Source organism: Planobispora rosea (assembly GCF_014648175.1).
In the GTDB taxonomy this organism is placed as follows: domain Bacteria; phylum Actinomycetota; class Actinomycetes; order Streptosporangiales; family Streptosporangiaceae; genus Planobispora; species Planobispora rosea.
In genome coordinates this window covers 184,537-201,193 of the sequence record NZ_BMQP01000007.1, presented here as the reverse complement: position 1 = coordinate 201,193, position 16,657 = coordinate 184,537, and the positions used below count along the sequence as shown (strand labels likewise).

The 16,657-nt window shown below is 71.5% G+C and carries 14 protein-coding genes; 6 read left to right on the top strand and 8 right to left on the bottom strand.

Annotated features, from left to right (window positions below; genetic code table 11):
* Nucleotides 1–149 precede the first annotated feature (149 nt).
* On the bottom strand, nt 150–1,169 hold the full coding sequence (locus IEZ08_RS09650; protein WP_068921594.1) for a MerR family transcriptional regulator: 1,020 nt from the start codon (nt 1,167–1,169) through the stop codon (nt 150–152).
* A 305-nt stretch (nt 1,170–1,474) separates the two neighbouring features.
* On the opposite strand from IEZ08_RS09650, the gene IEZ08_RS09645 reads away from it, so the two are divergent.
* Together IEZ08_RS09645 and IEZ08_RS09640 are read left to right on the top strand one after the other, a co-directional pair.
* On the top strand, nt 1,475–2,245 hold the full coding sequence (locus IEZ08_RS09645; RefSeq protein WP_068928427.1) for an SAM-dependent methyltransferase: 771 nt from the start codon (nt 1,475–1,477) through the stop codon (nt 2,243–2,245).
* Between the two features lie 189 nt (nt 2,246–2,434).
* Nucleotides 2,435–3,376, top strand: coding sequence for a hypothetical protein (locus tag IEZ08_RS09640; protein ID WP_189242013.1), 942 nt, complete (start codon nt 2,435–2,437; stop codon nt 3,374–3,376).
* A gap of 139 nt (nt 3,377–3,515) precedes the next feature.
* Here the strand turns inward: IEZ08_RS09640 and IEZ08_RS09635 are convergent, their stop codons facing one another.
* Both IEZ08_RS09635 and IEZ08_RS09630 read right to left on the bottom strand, forming a co-directional pair.
* Nucleotides 3,516–3,866 (bottom strand): hypothetical protein, encoded by a 351-nt coding sequence (locus IEZ08_RS09635; protein ID WP_189242012.1) that lies wholly within the window; start codon nt 3,864–3,866, stop codon nt 3,516–3,518.
* A 39-nt stretch (nt 3,867–3,905) separates the two neighbouring features.
* A complete protein-coding gene (locus IEZ08_RS09630; protein WP_068921597.1) occupies nt 3,906–4,583 on the bottom strand; it encodes a uracil-DNA glycosylase in 678 nt (225 codons plus the stop codon).
* A gap of 263 nt (nt 4,584–4,846) precedes the next feature.
* Between IEZ08_RS09630 and IEZ08_RS09625 the strand changes: the two genes are divergently transcribed.
* Nucleotides 4,847–5,695: a hypothetical protein gene (locus IEZ08_RS09625; protein WP_141703643.1), complete on the top strand. Its 849-nt coding sequence runs from the start codon at nt 4,847–4,849 to the stop codon at nt 5,693–5,695.
* Nucleotides 5,696–5,898: 203 nt separating this feature from the next.
* Here IEZ08_RS09625 and IEZ08_RS09620 read toward each other — a convergent pair whose 3' ends face one another.
* The 4 genes from IEZ08_RS09620 to IEZ08_RS09605 form a co-directional block, all read right to left on the bottom strand.
* On the bottom strand, nt 5,899–6,774 hold the full coding sequence (locus IEZ08_RS09620) for a carbohydrate ABC transporter permease (RefSeq protein ID WP_068921599.1): 876 nt from the start codon (nt 6,772–6,774) through the stop codon (nt 5,899–5,901).
* Complete coding sequence (locus IEZ08_RS09615) at nt 6,771–8,312, bottom strand: ABC transporter permease (protein WP_229803012.1); 1,542 nt, start codon at nt 8,310–8,312, stop codon at nt 6,771–6,773. The genes IEZ08_RS09620 and IEZ08_RS09615 overlap by 4 nt, the downstream gene beginning before the upstream one ends.
* Nucleotides 8,313–8,324: 12 nt before the next feature.
* Entirely contained in the window at nt 8,325–9,659 is a 1,335-nt protein-coding gene (locus tag IEZ08_RS09610; RefSeq protein WP_068921600.1) for an ABC transporter substrate-binding protein, read from the bottom strand.
* A gap of 78 nt (nt 9,660–9,737) precedes the next feature.
* On the bottom strand, nt 9,738–11,033 hold the full coding sequence (locus IEZ08_RS09605; protein WP_068921601.1) for an ABC transporter substrate-binding protein: 1,296 nt from the start codon (nt 11,031–11,033) through the stop codon (nt 9,738–9,740).
* Between the two features lie 133 nt (nt 11,034–11,166).
* Here IEZ08_RS09605 and IEZ08_RS09600 point away from each other — a divergent pair, with 133 nt between their 5' ends.
* Genes IEZ08_RS09600 through IEZ08_RS09590 form a run of 3 tightly spaced genes read left to right on the top strand, consistent with a single transcriptional unit; the run spans nt 11,167 to nt 14,746 of the window.
* Entirely contained in the window at nt 11,167–11,673 is a 507-nt protein-coding gene (locus IEZ08_RS09600) for a PadR family transcriptional regulator (protein WP_068921602.1), read from the top strand.
* A gap of 42 nt (nt 11,674–11,715) precedes the next feature.
* Entirely contained in the window at nt 11,716–12,462 is a 747-nt protein-coding gene (locus IEZ08_RS09595; protein ID WP_068921603.1) for an ABC transporter ATP-binding protein, read from the top strand.
* A 4-nt stretch (nt 12,463–12,466) separates the two neighbouring features.
* Nucleotides 12,467–14,746: an ABC transporter permease gene (locus tag IEZ08_RS09590; RefSeq protein WP_068921604.1), complete on the top strand. Its 2,280-nt coding sequence runs from the start codon at nt 12,467–12,469 to the stop codon at nt 14,744–14,746.
* A 36-nt stretch (nt 14,747–14,782) separates the two neighbouring features.
* On the opposite strand, the gene treS is transcribed toward IEZ08_RS09590, so the two are convergent.
* On the bottom strand, nt 14,783–16,477 hold the full coding sequence (gene treS, locus IEZ08_RS09585) for a maltose alpha-D-glucosyltransferase (protein WP_068921605.1): 1,695 nt from the start codon (nt 16,475–16,477) through the stop codon (nt 14,783–14,785).
* Between the last annotated feature and the right edge of the window lie 180 nt (nt 16,478–16,657).

Here is a 16,657-nt window from a genome sequence, read left to right as displayed (position 1 = left end):
GGGGAAAAGCAGAGACGGGACAGATGGGGCAGGAGGGGTGAAGGCCGTTTCCCGGCCCGGGTGGCGGAGATCCGGGAGATCTCGGTTCAGGGCGCCGGGGACCGGAGGGAGGACCTGGGCCCAGGGCGGCGGAGACCGGAGGGGAACCCTCAGCTCAGGGCGGCGGAGATCCGGGTGAGGGCCTCACGGAACGAGGTGACGTGCGGGACCGACGGTGGCAACTCGCCCCACCATCCCGGGCCGCCCGCCATGACGCGGCTCGCCGGGCGTGACACCGGCAGCCCGCCGAGCGCTCCGGGATCACCGGTCGACGACTGCTGGGACCAGACGAACACCACCGCCGGGGCGAGGCGGCGCATGGCTCCGGCCAGCGCGGAGGAGGGCGTCCGGGCGCCCAGGACGCGCGTCTCGATTCCGTGCTCGGTGGCCAGCGCCGCGGCCAGCGCGTAGATCGGCAGGCTGTGCTGCTCGTCCTCCGCGCAGGCCAGCAGCACCGGCCGGTCGTTGACCGGTGCCCGGGGCGTCCTGGCCAACGGGAGCAGGGCGGCGAGCAACCGGTCGGAGAAGACGTGCTCGACCTCGACGGCGGCGCCGGTCGCGGCCTGCCGCGCGCAGATCGTCCCGAACACCGGGAGGACCAGGTGCTCCCAGGTCCACACGACCCCGTGCCGGGTCAGCGCGGCCGTGAGCCAGCCGGACAGGGACGAGCCGTCCAGCGCCATCGCGGACCGGGCCAGCATCGCGGGCGTCGGGATCTCGTGCCGCGGCTGCGGCACCGCAAGCCCATCGGGTACGGCGTCATCGCCGCCGATGGGATCCTCCCTGGAGGTCTCCTCGACGACCGCCGCGGCAGCCGCCTCCCGGGCGGCCACGGCAGCCGCCTCCCAGGCGGCCGGGACGCCCGCCTCCGCCCCGGCGGGCCGGGTCCGCAGCACCTGCCTCGCGGCGTCGGCGGCGGGGACACCGGTTTTGATCAACCGGTTCATCTCCTCCAGCCGCCTCAGATCACCGGAGTCGTAGCGGCGGTGCCCGCCGGGACTGCGGCGGCTCGGGCCGACGCCGTACCGCAGGTTCCAGGTGCGAAGCGTCGGGGCGGGCACGCCGAGCCGCCGTGCGACGGCGCCGATGCCGTAGCCCGGTTCGTCTTCACTGGTCGGTCGCTCGTCCATCGCTCTCGTCTTCCACGCCTGAACCGCGGGGGATCGCCCACACGCTCAGAACATTCTTTCGCAACCGGCTCCCCGGCGGATGCAACCGCGGACGAGCCGGTCGACGAAGAGCCTGGTGACGGACACCGTCATCGTCGAGCGGCTCGCCGGGTGGTCGCGGAGGGGCGACGCGGGCGGGAGGCCGCGACCGGGACGTCGGAGCCGGAGGGACGGAACTGTTCTAGAACCCCGTTCAGGCAGGCGTTCCGTGAGTTACGATCTGCGCCAGAGTGATCCTGGTGGGCGCGGCGTCGAGGCAGGTGCGTGTGAACGATCGGAACCCCTACGGCATCGACGTGAGTACGGCCAACGTCGCGCGGATCTACGACTACATGCTCGGCGGGAAGGACAACTTCGCCGCCGACCGCGCCGCCGCCGAGGAGATCCTCAGGGCGTTCCCCGAGTCGCGCGAGGGTGTCCGGCTCAACCGGGAGTTCCTCGGCAACGTGGTCCGCCACCTCGCCGAGGAGGCGGGAATCCGGCAGTTCCTCGACATCGGCGCCGGTCTGCCCACACAGAAGAACGTGCACGAGGTCGCGCACGAGGTGGACCCCGAGGCCCGTACGGTCTACGTCGACAACGACCCGGTCGTGTGCGTGCACGGCAGGGCGCTGCTCGCCAGCACCCCGACGGTCGCCATGGTCGAGGGCGACCTGCGCGATCCCGGGGAGATCTGGGCCGGGGCGACGCGGACCGGCCTGCTCGACCCCGGCAAGCCGGTCGCCGTGCTCATGGTCGCGATCCTGCACTTCCTTGACGACCCCTACGACGAGGTCGCCAAGGTGCGGGAGCTGATGGCCCCCGGCAGCTTCCTGGTGATCACCCATCTGTCGATGGCCGAGCGCCGGGCCAAGGACACCGACGCGGTGAAGAACGTCTACTCCCGGGCCAGCTCGGGCGTGGTGCCCCGGACGCCGGAGGAGATCCGGCGTTTCTTCGGTGACTTCGAGCTCCTGGACAACAGGAGGTTCATCGCGCCCAACGCGCTGGAGCGCATGGCGGTCCTCGGCGCGGCCGGGGTCGGCCGCAAGTCCTGAGAGCCCTGATGGGCTCCTGCGCGCCTTCGCCCGCCGCGCCCGCCGCGGCCGTCCGGGCGTCCGGGCGTCCCGCCACGTCGCCGCCCTCGCCAGCGCCCCTCGCCGGCGCCGACCGCGCGGGCGGACGGGCAGGCGGGCGGGTGGGGCGGGCAGGCGGAACGATTTGATCGCCGTACACGTCGCACAGGTGTGACCCCCTTCGACAGCACCGATGACGACCTGCGCGCCGCCCGTGAGAGAGCGCGCCGCCTGGAACGACTGACCGGGCAGCGTCGGGCCGTGGCCGCGCAGATCGAGGAGACGGAACAGCTCGTCGCCGAGCTCGAGGCGCGGCTGGCGAAGGAGGAGGGCGACGTCTCCCGCCTGGAGGAGGGCGGTTTCGCGGCGTTCCTGTCGGGCCTGGCGGGCTCCAGGCAGGAACGGCTGGCCCGGGAGCGGGCCGAGGCGCAGGCCGTACGGGAACGGCTGCGCGGGCAGCGGACCCGGCTGGAGTGGCTGCGCGCCGACCGGGTGACCGTGGAGAGCGCGCTGGCCGAGGTCGGCGGGGCGCGGGAGGAGTTCGACGCCCTGCTCAAGCGCAAGGAGCACCTGCTGGTGCAGTCAGGCGACCCGCGCGGCCGTGAGCTCGTCGAGCTCGGCCGGACCCTCGCCGACACCGTCGCGGACCTGCGGGAGCACGAGGAGGCCCACCGCGCCGGGGCGGTCGCGGCCGAGGCGATCGGCCGGGTCCTGCGCTGCCTCGGCGGCGCGCGCGGTGCGTCCACCTGGGACGTGATCGGCGGAGGCCTCATCGCGGACATGATGGAGCACGGCCACCTGCGGGACGCGGACGAGGCGGCCTGGCACGCCCAGCGGGCACTGGACGCCTTCGCCCGGGAACTGGCCGACATCGGCGTGCACGTCGCCCCGGCCCTGCCCGAGGTGGACACCCGCATGTTCGCCGACATGTTCTTCGACAACATCATCACCGACGCCCTCAAGCACCAGCGGGTCACCCGCACCGGCGAGGCCGTGGCCGAGATGGCCCGGTGGGTGAACGACACGATGGGCAACCTGGCCGCCCGCGGCACCGAACTGGCCGGTCGGCGCGACTCTCTCGTCGCCCGCAGACAGGACGTCCTGACGGGCTGAACCGCCGAGTCACCCCTGGGACGGGGGGCCTTGCCGGTGGACGCCGCGAAGGTGACAGGAGGGGCCGTTCCCGCGGTGGGAGGGGCCGGACCGTGGGCTCGGTGAGCTCCGCGGTCCGGCCCCTCGTCACCTGTCCGGATCAGTGGCCGTGACCGTGACCATGTCCGTCGTGGTCGTGGTCGTCATCCTCGTCCGAGGGGCCGTCGGAGGGCTCGACGCTCAGGATGGCCTCGCGGGGCTCGACCTGGTCGACGTGCTCGATCAGCGACAGGACGTGGTCCGGCTCGATCAGCCACTGCAGCGCGGTCGCGCCGGTCTCGTCGGCGGAGACCATCTCGGCCTGCTCCCGGCGCTCGTCGTCGTCCAGATCGGCGTCGGGGTGCTCGATCTCGCTCAGGGCGGCGGCCTGCAGGGCGCCGAGGTCCTGCACCTCCACCGTCAGCTCGACCGTCAGCCGGAGGTAGCGCTCGGTGCCCGAATCATCACTCATGGTGAGATATCCTAGTGCCCTCGGCGGCGTGAGATCAGCTTAGGGCAGTTTCCAGTCGACGGGTGCCACACCCAGCTGCTCCAGCAACTGGTTGGCCCGGCTGAACGGGCGTGAGCCGAAGAAGCCGCTGCGGGCGGAGAGCGGGCTCGGGTGCGCCGACTCGATGGCGGGGGTGTCGCCGAGCATCGGCACGAGCGAGCGGGCGTCCCGGCCCCACAGGATCGCCACCATCGGCTTGTCGCGGGCCACGAGCGCCTTGATCGCCTGCTCGGTGACCTCCTCCCAGCCCTTGCCGCGGTGCGAGGCGGGCTTGCCCGGCATGACGGTGAGAACCCGGTTGAGCAGCAGCACACCGTGCTCGGCCCACGGGGTCAGGTCGCCGTTGCTCGGCATCGGCAGGCCGAGGTCCTCGGTGAGCTCCTTGTAGATGTTGCGCAGGCTGCCCGGGATGGGGCGCACGTCGGCGGCCACGGAGAAGCTCAGGCCGATCGGGTGCCCCGGCGTCGGATAGGGGTCCTGGCCGACGATCAGCACCTTGACCTGGTCGAAGGGCTGTTTGAAGGCGCGGAGGACGTGCTCCCCGGCGGGGAGGTAGCCCCTGCCCTCGGCGACCTCCTTCCGGAGGAAGTCGCCCATCTCGGCGATCTTTCCTGCGACGGGTTCGAGGGCTTCGGCCCACCCGGGTTCCACGAGTTCGTTCAGCGGTCGTGCGGCCATGCTCGGCACCCTATCGGGATCTACCGACATTACGGGGAGGTACACGTCACTCCGCAGGATCCCGTGCGTGCACCGAGGACCACGATCCCGTGCGCCCGCCGAGAAGCACCCGGTCTCGGTGTCCGGATGCCGGGCAGGTCTCGCCGTCGGCCCCGATCTCCTCGATCATGTACGTGCTGCCCTGACCGCGGTGCGACCGTCGGCCGGGAGGCGGTGCGGCCGTCGGCCGGGAGGCGGGGACGGGCCTGAGCGAGGAGGGTCGATTGCGGAGTTCGAGGCGGCGACGGGTCGTGGTGTGGACGGCGGTCGCGGCGGCGCTGCTGGTGTTGTGCGGCGGGGTGGCGTGGAGCCTGACGCGGTTCGAGGCGCGTCGGGAGGCCCTGACCGCGCCGCCGGCCGATCTCATGATCCAGCCGGGGGTCTCCGCGGCCGAGGTGGAGGCGGTGAAGGACGGCCTGCGCGCGGCCGACCGTTATTTCAGGTCCGCCCTCGGCCGGGGAGTGGACGAGCGCGTGGAGGTCCGCCTCGCCCGTGAGCGGGGTTGCCGGTGGCCGATGAGCGCCACCGGTCCGGCCACCGCCTGGGCGGAGTCGCACTTCCTGTGCGTGAACACCATGTCGCCCACCTGGCGTGAGGTCATGGCCGGCGACCCCGCCGCGGCGCGCAGCATCGTCGCCCATGAGCATGTGCACAACCTGCAGGGGCAGGTCGGCTGCCGCAGATCCTCCGACGAACACGAGTGGCTGTGGTTGTTCGAGGGCATGGCCGTACACCTGGCCTACCAGGCCATGGTGGCCGAGGGCCGGTGGAAGGACGAGGAGGCTCTGAGCCAGATCCGCCGGTGGGGGGTGGACGACCCGCAGCTGGGAGCGCTGTCGGCCTACGAGCGTACGGGCGCCGGTGCGGGGGATCCGGCCTACGCCCTGTTCCACCTGGCGACCCGCTCGCTGGTCCAGCAGGCGCAAGGGCCCTCGTCCCTGCTGGCGTTCTGCCGCGAGGTCGCGCGGGGACGCCCGTGGCGCGAGGCGTTCGCCGGGGCGTTCGGGCTGTCGGTCGATTCCTTCTACGCCCGGTTCGAGCAGGAGCGGCAGCGGGTGGTCGGCCGCCGCTAGAAGGACCGCCGGTGGAAGAGCCGCCGGTGGAAGAGCCGCCGGTCACCGGGACGGCACGTGGTCCCCGCAACGGGTCCGAGCTCCGGTACGGGCCCGAGCTCCGGTACGGCCGCGTTGGAGGCTCCGCCCCCGGCGGTCCGTACCGGAGCTGCCCCCGCGAGTGCCCGGCGGCGGAGCATGCGCTCTCCGCCGCCGGGCACGCCTCATTTCACCGATCCCGACAACATTCCCTGCACGAAGTAGCGCTGGAAGGCGAAGAACAGGATCAGCGGAATGATCAGCGACAGGAACGCGCCCGGCGCGAGGATGTCGACGTTGGTTCCGAACTGCCGCATCTGGGACTGGAGAGCCTTGGTCATCGGCTGGTTCTCGGTGTTGGCGAAGACCAGGGCGACGAGCAGGTCGTTCCAGACCCAGAGGAACTGGAAGATCCCCAGCGAGGCGACCGCCGGCTTGGCCAGCGGGAACACCACGGTCGAGAAGATCTTCCACTCTCCCGCGCCGTCCATCCGGGCCGCCTCCAGCAGCGAGGCGGGGATGCCCGCGAAGAAGTTGCGGAGCAGGAAGATGGCGAAGGGGAGCCCGAAGGCGACGTGGAAGAGCACCACGCCGGGGATGGAGCCGAAGATGCCGAGGGCGCCGTACATCTTCGCGATCGGGATGAGCGCGATCTGGATCGGCACCACCAGCAGGGCGACCACCACCAGGAACAGCGCGTCCCTGCCGGGGAACTCCATCCAGGCGAACGCGTAGGCCGCCATGGCCGCGATGCCGATCACCAGGATCGTCGAGGGCAGCGCGATGAGCACGGTGTTCCAGAACGACGAGGTGAAGCCGCTGGACAGCAGGCTGCTGTAGCTGGACAGGGTCAGCTCGGCCGGCTTGGTGAACACGGTCCACCAGCCGCTGGAGTTGTTGGCGGCCTCCTGGCGGATGGAGACCACGAACAGGCCGAGGGTGGGGACCAGCCAGAAGATGCCGATCAGCACGAGCAGCACCTGGACCACGCCGCCGCCCACCCGGTCGACGATCCGGCCGAGGGTGCTGCGCGGCGGTGCGCCGAGAGTGGGGGCCGTCACTGGTTGTCCCTCCTGAACCGCCGGATGTTGAGGATCATGAAGGGCAGCACGAGGATCAGCAGGAAGATAGCCAGCGCGCTGCCCAGCCCCTGGTTCCCGCCGCCGCCGAAGGAGACCCGCCACATCTCCAGCGCGATGACGTTGGCGTTCGGCTGCACCGATCCCGGCGCGATGATGAAGACCAGGTCGAAGACCTTCAACGTGTTGATGATCATCGTGACGAGCACGACGAGCAGCACCGGGGAGAGCAGCGGGACGGTGATCCGGCGGAACACCTGCCACTCGGTGGCGCCGTCGATGCGGGCGGCCTCCAGCGCGTCACGCGGGATGGCCGAGAGCCCCGCCGCGATCAGCACCATGGCGAACCCGGCCCACACCCAGATGAACGCACCGATGATCGCCGGGGTGATCAGCGTCGGGCCGAGCCAGCTGAGGCCGTTGAAGGACGCCTCGAAGTTCGACTGCGGGAGCCGTACGACGTAGTCGCCCGGGGCCAGGCCGGTCAGCCGGAAGGTCCCGTCGGCCTCGGTGGTGGCCTCCGCCCTGACCGCGCCGTTCTGGACCGCCTCGACGGTCATCCCCGCCAGGCCCTTCTCGGTGCCGTCCACCTGGTTGGGCTGTCCGCCGCCGCCCTGGGTGAAGTCCACCCACACGGTCCCGGTCAGCTCGCCCGGGGCCGGCTGGGCGGCCTTCGCCGGGGCGGCCGAGGCGAGGCCGGCGGGCTTGACGCCGACCAGCGGGAGGAGCACGGGCTGTCCCGGCTGGGCGGGCTGCTTGGTCACCACCGCGCGGCCCTCGGCGGCGATCGGGGACTGGTCGCCGCCCCGGGGGCGGGCGTCCGGATACCCCTGACCGCCGCCGAACACGCCCGAGACCGAGGAGATCACGGCGTTGGCCACGCCGCGGTCCGGGTCCTGCTCATAGACCAGGCGGAAGATGACACCGGAGGCCAGCAGTGAGACCGCCATGGGCATGAACACGATCAGCTTGAACGCGGTCGCCCAGCGGATCCGCTCGGTCAGCACCGCGAAGATCAGGCCTATCACGGTGACCAGCAGGGGGGCGACCACGACCCAGATCAGGTTGTTCCTGATGGTGGTCAGGGTCGAGGCGTCGGTGAAGATCGTCGCGTAGTTGTCCAGGCCGACGAAGTCCCGTTCGTTGGCTCCGTAGAAACTCCGGTAGATGGAGTAACCGATCGGATAGAGCACCATCGCGCCGAGCAGCACCAGGCTCGGAAGCAGGAACAGGGCCGCCAGCGTCGGCCGCGGTCCCAGCCGGGAGCGCCGGGCCGGTGCCGGAACGGCCTCCGGGGCGGCGGGCCCGGCGGTCGCGACCTCCGGCTCGGCGGCGGGGACCAGCGGATCCTCGGAGCGGACGTCGGACAGTGCGGGATGCACCTTCCCGTCGTCACCGGCGGCGGGGGGAGCGTCGCCGGGCGTGGGGTCGGCGTCGCCGGATGCGTCGTGCGGTCCGGGGGAGGACCCGCGGGCGTGGCCGCCACGCGGGTCCTGCGGGCCGTCCAACCTGTCGGTCACGGCCGTCTCCCCTTACTTCCAGGCCTTCTTGGCCTCGGCCTCAAGCTGGCGCTGGATGCCCTTGACGTCGGACGGATTGCGCAGGAAGTCCTGAAGGAGCTTCCACTCGCCCTTGCCGTCGGTGCCGCCGAAGGCGCTGGGCGCGAGGTCGGACATGTCGTAGCGGACCGACTCACCCGCGGAGATGATCGTCTGAGCGAGCTGCTTGGTCAGGTCACTCGGGTAGTTGTCCGGGGAGACGTTGCGGTTGGGCGACAGGTAGCCGGGGAGCTTGGCCCAGATCTCGCCGCCCTCCTTGGAGGCGAGGAACTCCAGCAGCGCCATCGCACCCGGGCTGTCCTTCATCGCCACCGCGACGTCGCCGCCCAGCACGACCGGAGCGGTGTCGCCGGCCTTGGGGAACGGGAAGTACTTGGCCTCCTCGCCCAGCTTGGCGTCCGACTCCTCGGCCGTGGTGCCCACGAAGTCGGCCTCGATGATCATGGCGGCCTTGTCCTGGCCGTAGACCTGGGTCACGCAGCCGGGGAAGTCGGTCTGCAGGGCGCCGGAGCTGCCGCCGAGCATGAACTCCTGCTTGCCGAAGATCTGCGCCATCTTCTCCAGCGCGGTGGTCACGCTCGGGTCGGTCCACGGGATCTCGTGCTTGGAGAGCTTGGTGTAGTTCTCCGGCCCGGCGGTGGACAGGTAGACGTTCTCGAACAGGTCGGTCAGGGTCCAGCCGGACGCCCCGCAGAGGGCGAACGGCGCGGTCCCGGAGTCGGCGACGGTCTGGGCGGCCGTGATGAGCTCGTCCCAGGTGGTGGGCGGCTGCACCCCGGCGTCGGTGAAGGCCTGGTCGCGGTACCAGATGAGCGACTTGTGGGCGGCCTTCACCAGCACGCCGTAGACCTGGCCGTCGGCCGAGCCCAGCTCCTTCCAGTACGGGGTGTAGTTCTCGTCGAGCTGCTTGATCACCTCGGGGGTGAGCGGCTTGAGCGCGTCGTCGTCGGCGTACTGCTGGACCAGGCCGGGCTGGGGCAGGATCGCGACGTCCGGCGGGCTGCCGCCCTGGATCCGCGGCCCGAGGTAGGCGCCGGTGTCCTCACCGGTGGAGGAGTAGGTGACCTTGGCGCCGGTCTTGGCGGTGAAGGCGTCCAGCACCTTCTGGAAGTTCTCCTGCTCCGCCCCGGTCCACTTCGCGGCGACCTCGACGGTCTGGCCCTCCAGGGTCTTGCCCGCCGCGGGGGCGGAGGTGGCGCCGCCCGTCGCCGGAGAGGTGGGCTCGGCGGTCTCGCCGCCGCCGCCACCGCACGCGGCGAGCGCGACGGCGAGACCCGCTACGGTCGCCAGGGTGATGGTTTTGCGCATGTCGAACAGACCTCCTGTGCTTTCGTAACTCCCTGCGGGTCGGACCGGCGGGTTCGGCGGCTCGCCGGGCGGCTCCGGTCAGCGAGCCCGGATGATCTCGTTGAGCTGGTCTCTCATGGAAGCGACGACGTCGCCGCTGGACTCCTCGAAGGGCGGGATGAGCGCGTTGGAGACCGCGCTGGCGATCGCCAGGCTCACCTGGTCGTAGTTGGCGGTCGCCGGCCTCGGCGTGGCGGACAGGATGCTCTGCTTGAGGACCGGCAGGTAGGGGAAGCGTTCGATCAGGGCGGGATCGTCGTACAGCTCGGTCCACACGGGTGGGAACGAGCCCTCGGTGAGCACCCGCCGCTGGTTCTCCAGGCCGGTGAAGTAGCGGATGAACTCCACCGCCGACTTCTGCCGCTTGGAGTAGGCGCTGAGCGCGAGGTTCGCCCCGCCCAGCGAACTGGAGCCCGGCCCGTCGAGGCCGGGCAGCCTGGTGACGGCGAACTTCTCGCCGATCTCCGACTGGGTGGCCGGGCCGTAGGCGTGCGGCCAGTTCCGGGCGAAGGCCAGGCGGCCCTCCTGGAAGGCCAGTCTCGACTCCTCCTCCTTGAAGGAGAGCGACTCGGCCGGGATCCACCCCTCCCGGAACCCGTCCATGAGGAAGTCCAGACCGGTCTCCGCCTTGGCCGGGTCCATGGTCACCTGCGTGCCGTCCCGGCTGAGGATCGGCCCGGCGCCCGCCGACTGCACCGCCTCGGCGACGTTGACGGTCAGCCCCTCGTAGGCCAGGAACTGCCCGGCGTAGCCGCCGATGCCGTACTCGTCGTGCAGGGCGCGCGCCTGCTCGCGCAACTGCGCCCAGGTCGTGGGCGGGGTGAAGCCCTCCTTGGCGAGCAGGTCCTTGCGGTAGTAGAGCAGCCCGGCGTTGCTGGTGTACGGCACCGCCCAGAGCTTGTCCCGGTAGACGGCCGTGCCCACGGCCGGCTGCAGGAACCGGTCGAGCGGGAACAGGCTCCGGTCCAGCGGCACGATCCAGCCGGCGTCGGCGAACTCCGCCGTCCAGACCACGTCCAGGCCCAGCACGTCGTAGCGGTCGCTCTTCGCCTGGAGGTTGGCGACCATCTGCGCGCGCTGCTCGTCGGCGGCCTCGGGAAGCTCGAGCAGGGTGACCTGCTCGGCGGGATGATCCCGGTTCCACCGGTCGAGCAGCGGTTGCAGATAGGCGGTCGTGTCCCGCCCGATCACCAGGGTGAACGGGCCGCTCCCGCCGGACCGCGCCGTGAGCTCCGCGGGCTCCCCGAGGTCCGCGGGGTCCGTCTCGCCGGCCGCCCCCGCCGCGCACCCCGCCAGCGTGATCGCGGCGAGTGCGGCGAGAAGCAGACGATGCACCGACGACCTCCGGGTTTCGGGGCGGTTACATACGTGTTAGGTACCTGCATTCATGTTATGCACAGCGTTAATGTGGACGTCAACGGATGCATCCGTAACGCTCACATAACGTGAGCACGATGAGGAGGTGGGCGTGCGGCTGTTCCTGCTGGCGCTCCTCGCGAAGGAACCTGCCCACGGATACGAGCTCAAACAGGCGCTTGAACAGATCTTTGGCAGTGCCTACCCGTCACCGAACATCGGCCAGATCTACGTGACCCTGGGGCGTCTGGAGAAGGACGGCCTGGTACGCGCGGTGGACGTCGAACAGTCCAACCGGCCGAACAAGAAGGTCTACTATCTGACGGCCGCCGGCCGGGAGGCCCTCGACGCCTGGGCCGACGAGCCCACCGAGGGGCCGAGGGTCCGCGACGAGTTCTTCATGAAGCTCGTGCTGGCCCCGATGACCGGAGTCGCCGACCGGATGGCGTTGATCAATCGCCAGCGCCGCCACTACCTTTCGATCATGCGTGACCTCAACGGACTCGCCGAGCGGACCGCTCCGGAGGACCGGGTCGCGCTCCTGCTGATCGAGGGGGCCATGCTGCATCTCCAGGCGGATCTGGACTGGCTCGAACGATGCCAGGAGGATCTCAGCTGAAGCGGGGGGCGGACGAAGCGAGTGAGGAGGGGTGAGCGACCGATGAGAGCAGACCCCGTGGTCACCACCGTCAACCTCGTCAAGATCTACCAGAACGGCGGCGTGCCGGTGCCCGCCGTACGGGGGGTGGACCTGCGGGTGGAGCGGGGGGAGTTCGTCGCGATCATGGGCCCCTCGGGTTCGGGGAAGTCGACCCTGATCCATATGCTCGGCGGCCTGGACCCCCGGACCAGCGGCGAGATCTGGCTGGACGGCAAGCGGGCCGACACTCTCGGTGAGAGCGCCTGGGCGCTGCTCCGCCGGAAGAAGATCGGCTTCGTCTTCCAGTTCTTCAACCTGGTCGCCAACATGACCGTCGCGGACAACGTCGAACTGCCCGCGCTGCTGGCCGGGGCCTCCCCGCGCGAGGCCCGCGAGCGCCGGGAGCGGCTCCTCGACGCGCTCGGTCTCACCGGCTGCGCCGACGCCGCCCCCGCCCAGCTCGCCGGCGGTGAGCAGCAGCGGGTCGCGCTGGCCCGCGCCCTGGCCAACCGGCCCAGTCTCCTGCTGGCCGACGAGCCCACCGGCAACCTCGACAGCCGCAACACCCGCGACGTGCTGAAGCTGCTCGGCGAGGTCCACCGCGACGGGCAGACGATCATTATGGTCACCCACGACGCCCGGGTGGCGAGCCTCGCCGATCGTGTCGTCTCCCTCCTCGACGGCCAGATCGTCGACGACGGCGCCGTCGCCGCCCCCCGCCGCCGTCCCCGGGGCACCGCCGGCGACGTGGTCGAGCTGAGGGGCTGAGGCGGTGGGCACGGTCCGGGCCTCGGCGCGGTGGATCAGGGCGGACCTGCGGGCGCGGCGGGGACAGGCGATCCTCACCGTCCTCGCCGTGACCGGGATCGTCACCGCGCTGATCACGTCGGCGACCCTGCTGGAGGACGGGACCAACCCGTGGCGGAGGCTGTTCATCCAGACCAAGGGCGCGCACGTGTGGATCCACACCGAGGACGCGCCCGACGTCGCCGCGCTGTCACGGCTGCCGGGCGTGGAGCAGGTCGCCGGGCCGTACCGCACGGCGCCGGTGACCCTCGTGCTGGACGGGAAGAAGTCGCCGGTCGCGCTGCGAGAGGCGACCGCCGAACCGCCCCGGGTGGCCGCGCCGCTCGTCCGCGAGGGCCGCTGGCTCCGCCCCGCCGACGGCGGCGGCGTGGTCGCCGAGCGCTCCTTCGCCCAGGCGCTGGGCCTGCGGGTCGGTGACCCCTTCCCCGTCACCGCGCTCAGCGGCGCCTCCCACCCGCTGGTCGTGGTCGGTCTCGCCGACAGTTCCGACCAGGGCTTCTATCCCGAATGGACCCCCGGCCTCGCCTGGACCCTGCCGGAGACCCTCAACGAGATCGAACCGGCCCAGGGCCGCAGCGAGTCGGTCACCGGGCTGCGGCTGGCCGACGGCGAGGACACCCTCCCGGCCGTCCACGGCGCCGTCACCCTGCTCGACGAGCGGATCCAGCGCATGTCCACCTGGCGGGAGGTAAGCGCGTCCATGGAGCTGGACAACCGGCTGCTCGGTCTGCTGCTGGCGCTCTTCGGCACCGCCGGGCTGGTCGCCGCCGCCCTGGCCCTCGCCAACGCGACGGGTGGCCGGGTGCTGACCCAGACCCGGGACATCGCGACCCTCAAGTCCCTCGGCTACACCCGGGGGCAGGTCTTCGCGGTCCTCGTCACCGAGCACGGCGCGCTCGGCCTGCTCGGTATCGCCCTCGGCCTGGCCTGTGGCCGTCTCGTCGCGACCTTCACGCTCGACGGCCTGCCGATCCTGCCGCTCTCCCCGGTCCCGCTGCTCGCGATCACCGGAGGCACCGCCGCGGTGGTCCTCGTGGCCGTGGCCCTGCCCGCCTGGCGCGGCGGGCGCACCCCGCCCATCCCCGCCGCGCCCGCCGCCCCGCCCCGGGGACGCCTGTCGCGGCTGGCCCGGCTCGCCCTCCTGGTACGGCTCCCGCCCGCCCTCGTGCTGGGCACCCGCGACGCCTTCACCCGCAGGACCCCCGCGGTGCTGAGCGTCGTCGGCCTGGCCGTACCCATGATGATGATCACCATCGGCCTCGGCTGCTGGGCCACCCTCGACGACTTCCTGCGCCACCCCGAACGGGTCGGCCAGGCCGCTGCGCTCACCGTCCACCCGGGACGGCTCCCGGCCGAGGTCGCCGCCCGCCTGGCCGGAGCCGACCCGGACGTCGCGGCCGTCTACCCCGGGGCCGAGGTCTCCGCCCTGGAACCGGAGCAGACCCGGAGCGTGCTGGCCCGCGCGCTCGGCACCTCCGCCGAGCCGTACCCCTTCTCGGTGGTGGAGGGCCGGATGTTCGCCGCGCGCGGCGAGGCCGTCGCCGGCCAGGGGCTGCTCGACCTGCTGGGCGCGGAGATCGGCGACCGGGTGCGGATGACGGTCGGCGGCACGCCGCTGATCGTGCACATCGTGGGCCGGGTGGTGGAGCCCGAGCACGACGGGGAGGTCCTCTCCCTCGGCATCGACAGCCTCGCGGCCAAGGACGCCGTGCCGCCCCAGTTCTACGGCCTGGTGCTCAGGCAGGGCGCCGACCCCGCGACGGTCCGCGCCCGGCTGCTGGCCGCCTCCGGGGAGGCGCTGGAGGTACGGGCGGCGGTCAACCCGGCCGAGCGGCTCGCGGTGATCCGGGTGGTGATCGTGGCGCTGACCGTCGTCCTCGCCCTGCTGGCCCTGGCCAACCTGCTCACCGCCAGCGCCCTGGGCCTGCGCGACCACGCGCTCGACCTGGCGGTGCTCAAGGCCATGGGCCTCACCCCCCGGCAGGTGGCCGCCACCCTGGTGACCGGGACGGGGCTGCCGGCCGTGCTGGGAGTGGTGGCCGGTACGGCGGCCGGGGCCTCGGTGGTCGCCGGCCTGATCGACCTGCAGGGCCACACGAGCGGGGTGGGCGCGGGCATCGGCCGCACCCCGTCCGCGCCGACCCTCGCGATCGCCGCGGGCACGGTGATCGGGGCGGCCCTGCTGGTGGCGTTGATCCCCGCCCGCAGGGCCGCCCGGGCCCAGGTCCCGGTCACCGCCCGGTAGCGCCCGCCTCCACGGCGCCGCCGCGGACCGGCCGGATCACCGTTCCAGGTGGGTGAGCTGGAACCAGAAGAAGCCGTGACCCGGCAGGGTCAGCACGTACGGCGGGTCGCCGATCACCGGGAACGGCACCCCGCCGCGGGCCTCGACCGGGGTCATGCCCTCGTAGCGGCGCAGGTCCAGCTGGACCGGCTGCGGGTGCCCGGACAGATTGTTGACGCACAGCATCGTGTCGTCGCCGTCCTCGCGGACGAAGGTCAGCACCGCGGGGTTGTCCGACCACAGCTCGATGTAGGCGCCGGTGCCGAAGACCGGGTGCCGCCGCCGGATGCCCAGCATCTTCCGGGTGAAGTGCAGCAGCGACGACTCGTTCTTCTGCTGGGCCTCGACGTTGACCGCCTGGAAGCCGTAGACCGGGTCCATCACGGCCGGAAGGTAGAGCCGGCCCGGGTCGGCCGTGGAGAAGCCGGCGTTGCGGTCCGGGCTCCACTGCATCGGGGTGCGGACGGCGTCGCGGTCCTCCAGCCAGATGTTGTCGCCCATGCCGATCTCGTCGCCGTAGTACATGACCGGGGAGCCCGGCAGCGAGAGCAGCAGCGCGGTGAACAGCTCGATCCGGTCGCGGTCGTTGTCCAGCAGCGGGGCCAGGCGGCGCCGGATGCCCAGGTAGGCCCGCATACGCGGGTCCTTGGCGTACTCGGCGTGCATGTAGTCGCGCTCGTCGTCGGTGACCGTCTCCAGGGTCAGCTCGTCGTGGTTGCGTAGGAAGATGCCCCACTGGGCGCTGTCGGGCAGTTTCGGAGTCCGCGACATGATCTCCGAGATGGGTTCGCGGCTGCCGCGCCGTACCGCCATGAAGATCCGCGGCATGAGCGGGAAGTGGAAGGCCATGTGGCACTCGTCGCCGCCGGCGGCCGGGTCGCCGAAGTACTCCACCACGTCCTCGGGCCAGCCGTTGGCCTCGGCGAGCAGCACCCGGTCCGGGTAGAGCCGGTCCACCTCGGCGCGGACCCGCCGCAGGTAGGCGTGGGTCTCGGGCAGGCCGGAGCAGGTGGTGCCCTCGCGCTCGAACAGGTACGGCACCGCGTCCAGGCGGAAGCCGTCGATGCCCAGGTCGAGCCAGAACCGCAGCACCTCCAGCATGGCCTCCTGGACCGCCGGGTTGTCGTAGTTCAGATCCGGCTGGTGGTGGAAGAACCGGTGCCAGTAGTACTGCTTGCGGACCGGGTCGTAGGTCCAGTTCGACTCCTCGGCGCCGATGAAGATGATCGGCGCGTCGGGGTAGCGGGACGGGTCGTCGCCCCAGACGTAGAAGTCCCCGTAGGGGCCCTCGGGGTCGTGCCGGGACGCCTGGAACCAGGGGTGCCGGTCGCTGGTGTGGTTCATCACCAGGTCGGTGATGACGCGCATGCCCCGTTTGTGGGCCTGCTCCACCAGTTCCACGAAGTCCGCGAGATCGCCGAAGTCCGGCAGGATCTTCATGTAGTCCGAGATGTCGTAGCCGCCGTCGCGCAACGGCGACTCGTACAGCGGCAGCAGCCACAGGCAGTCCACGCCGAGCCACTGGAGATAGTCCAGCTTCTCGATCAGGCCGCGCAGGTCTCCCGTGCCGTCCCCGTCGGAGTCCTTGAAACCCCGGACCAGCACCTCGTAGAAGACCGCGCGCTTGTACCACTGGGGGTCCGCCGAGACGAAGTCCTCGGCAACCGCTTCGGGGTGGGGGGATGCGTTCATCGTTCACGCTCGCAGTGGAGAAGGGCAGGACGAAGTCACCCGGTGACCCGGCTGATGATGTGTTGGTGACCGCGCTGGAGGGAGCCGTCATCCCCACAGCTCCCTGCCCTCGGACAGACCGAATCCGCGATTCGGGCCGACCGTTCTGGCGCTTTCTGGGGCGAAACACTACCAGTCGGG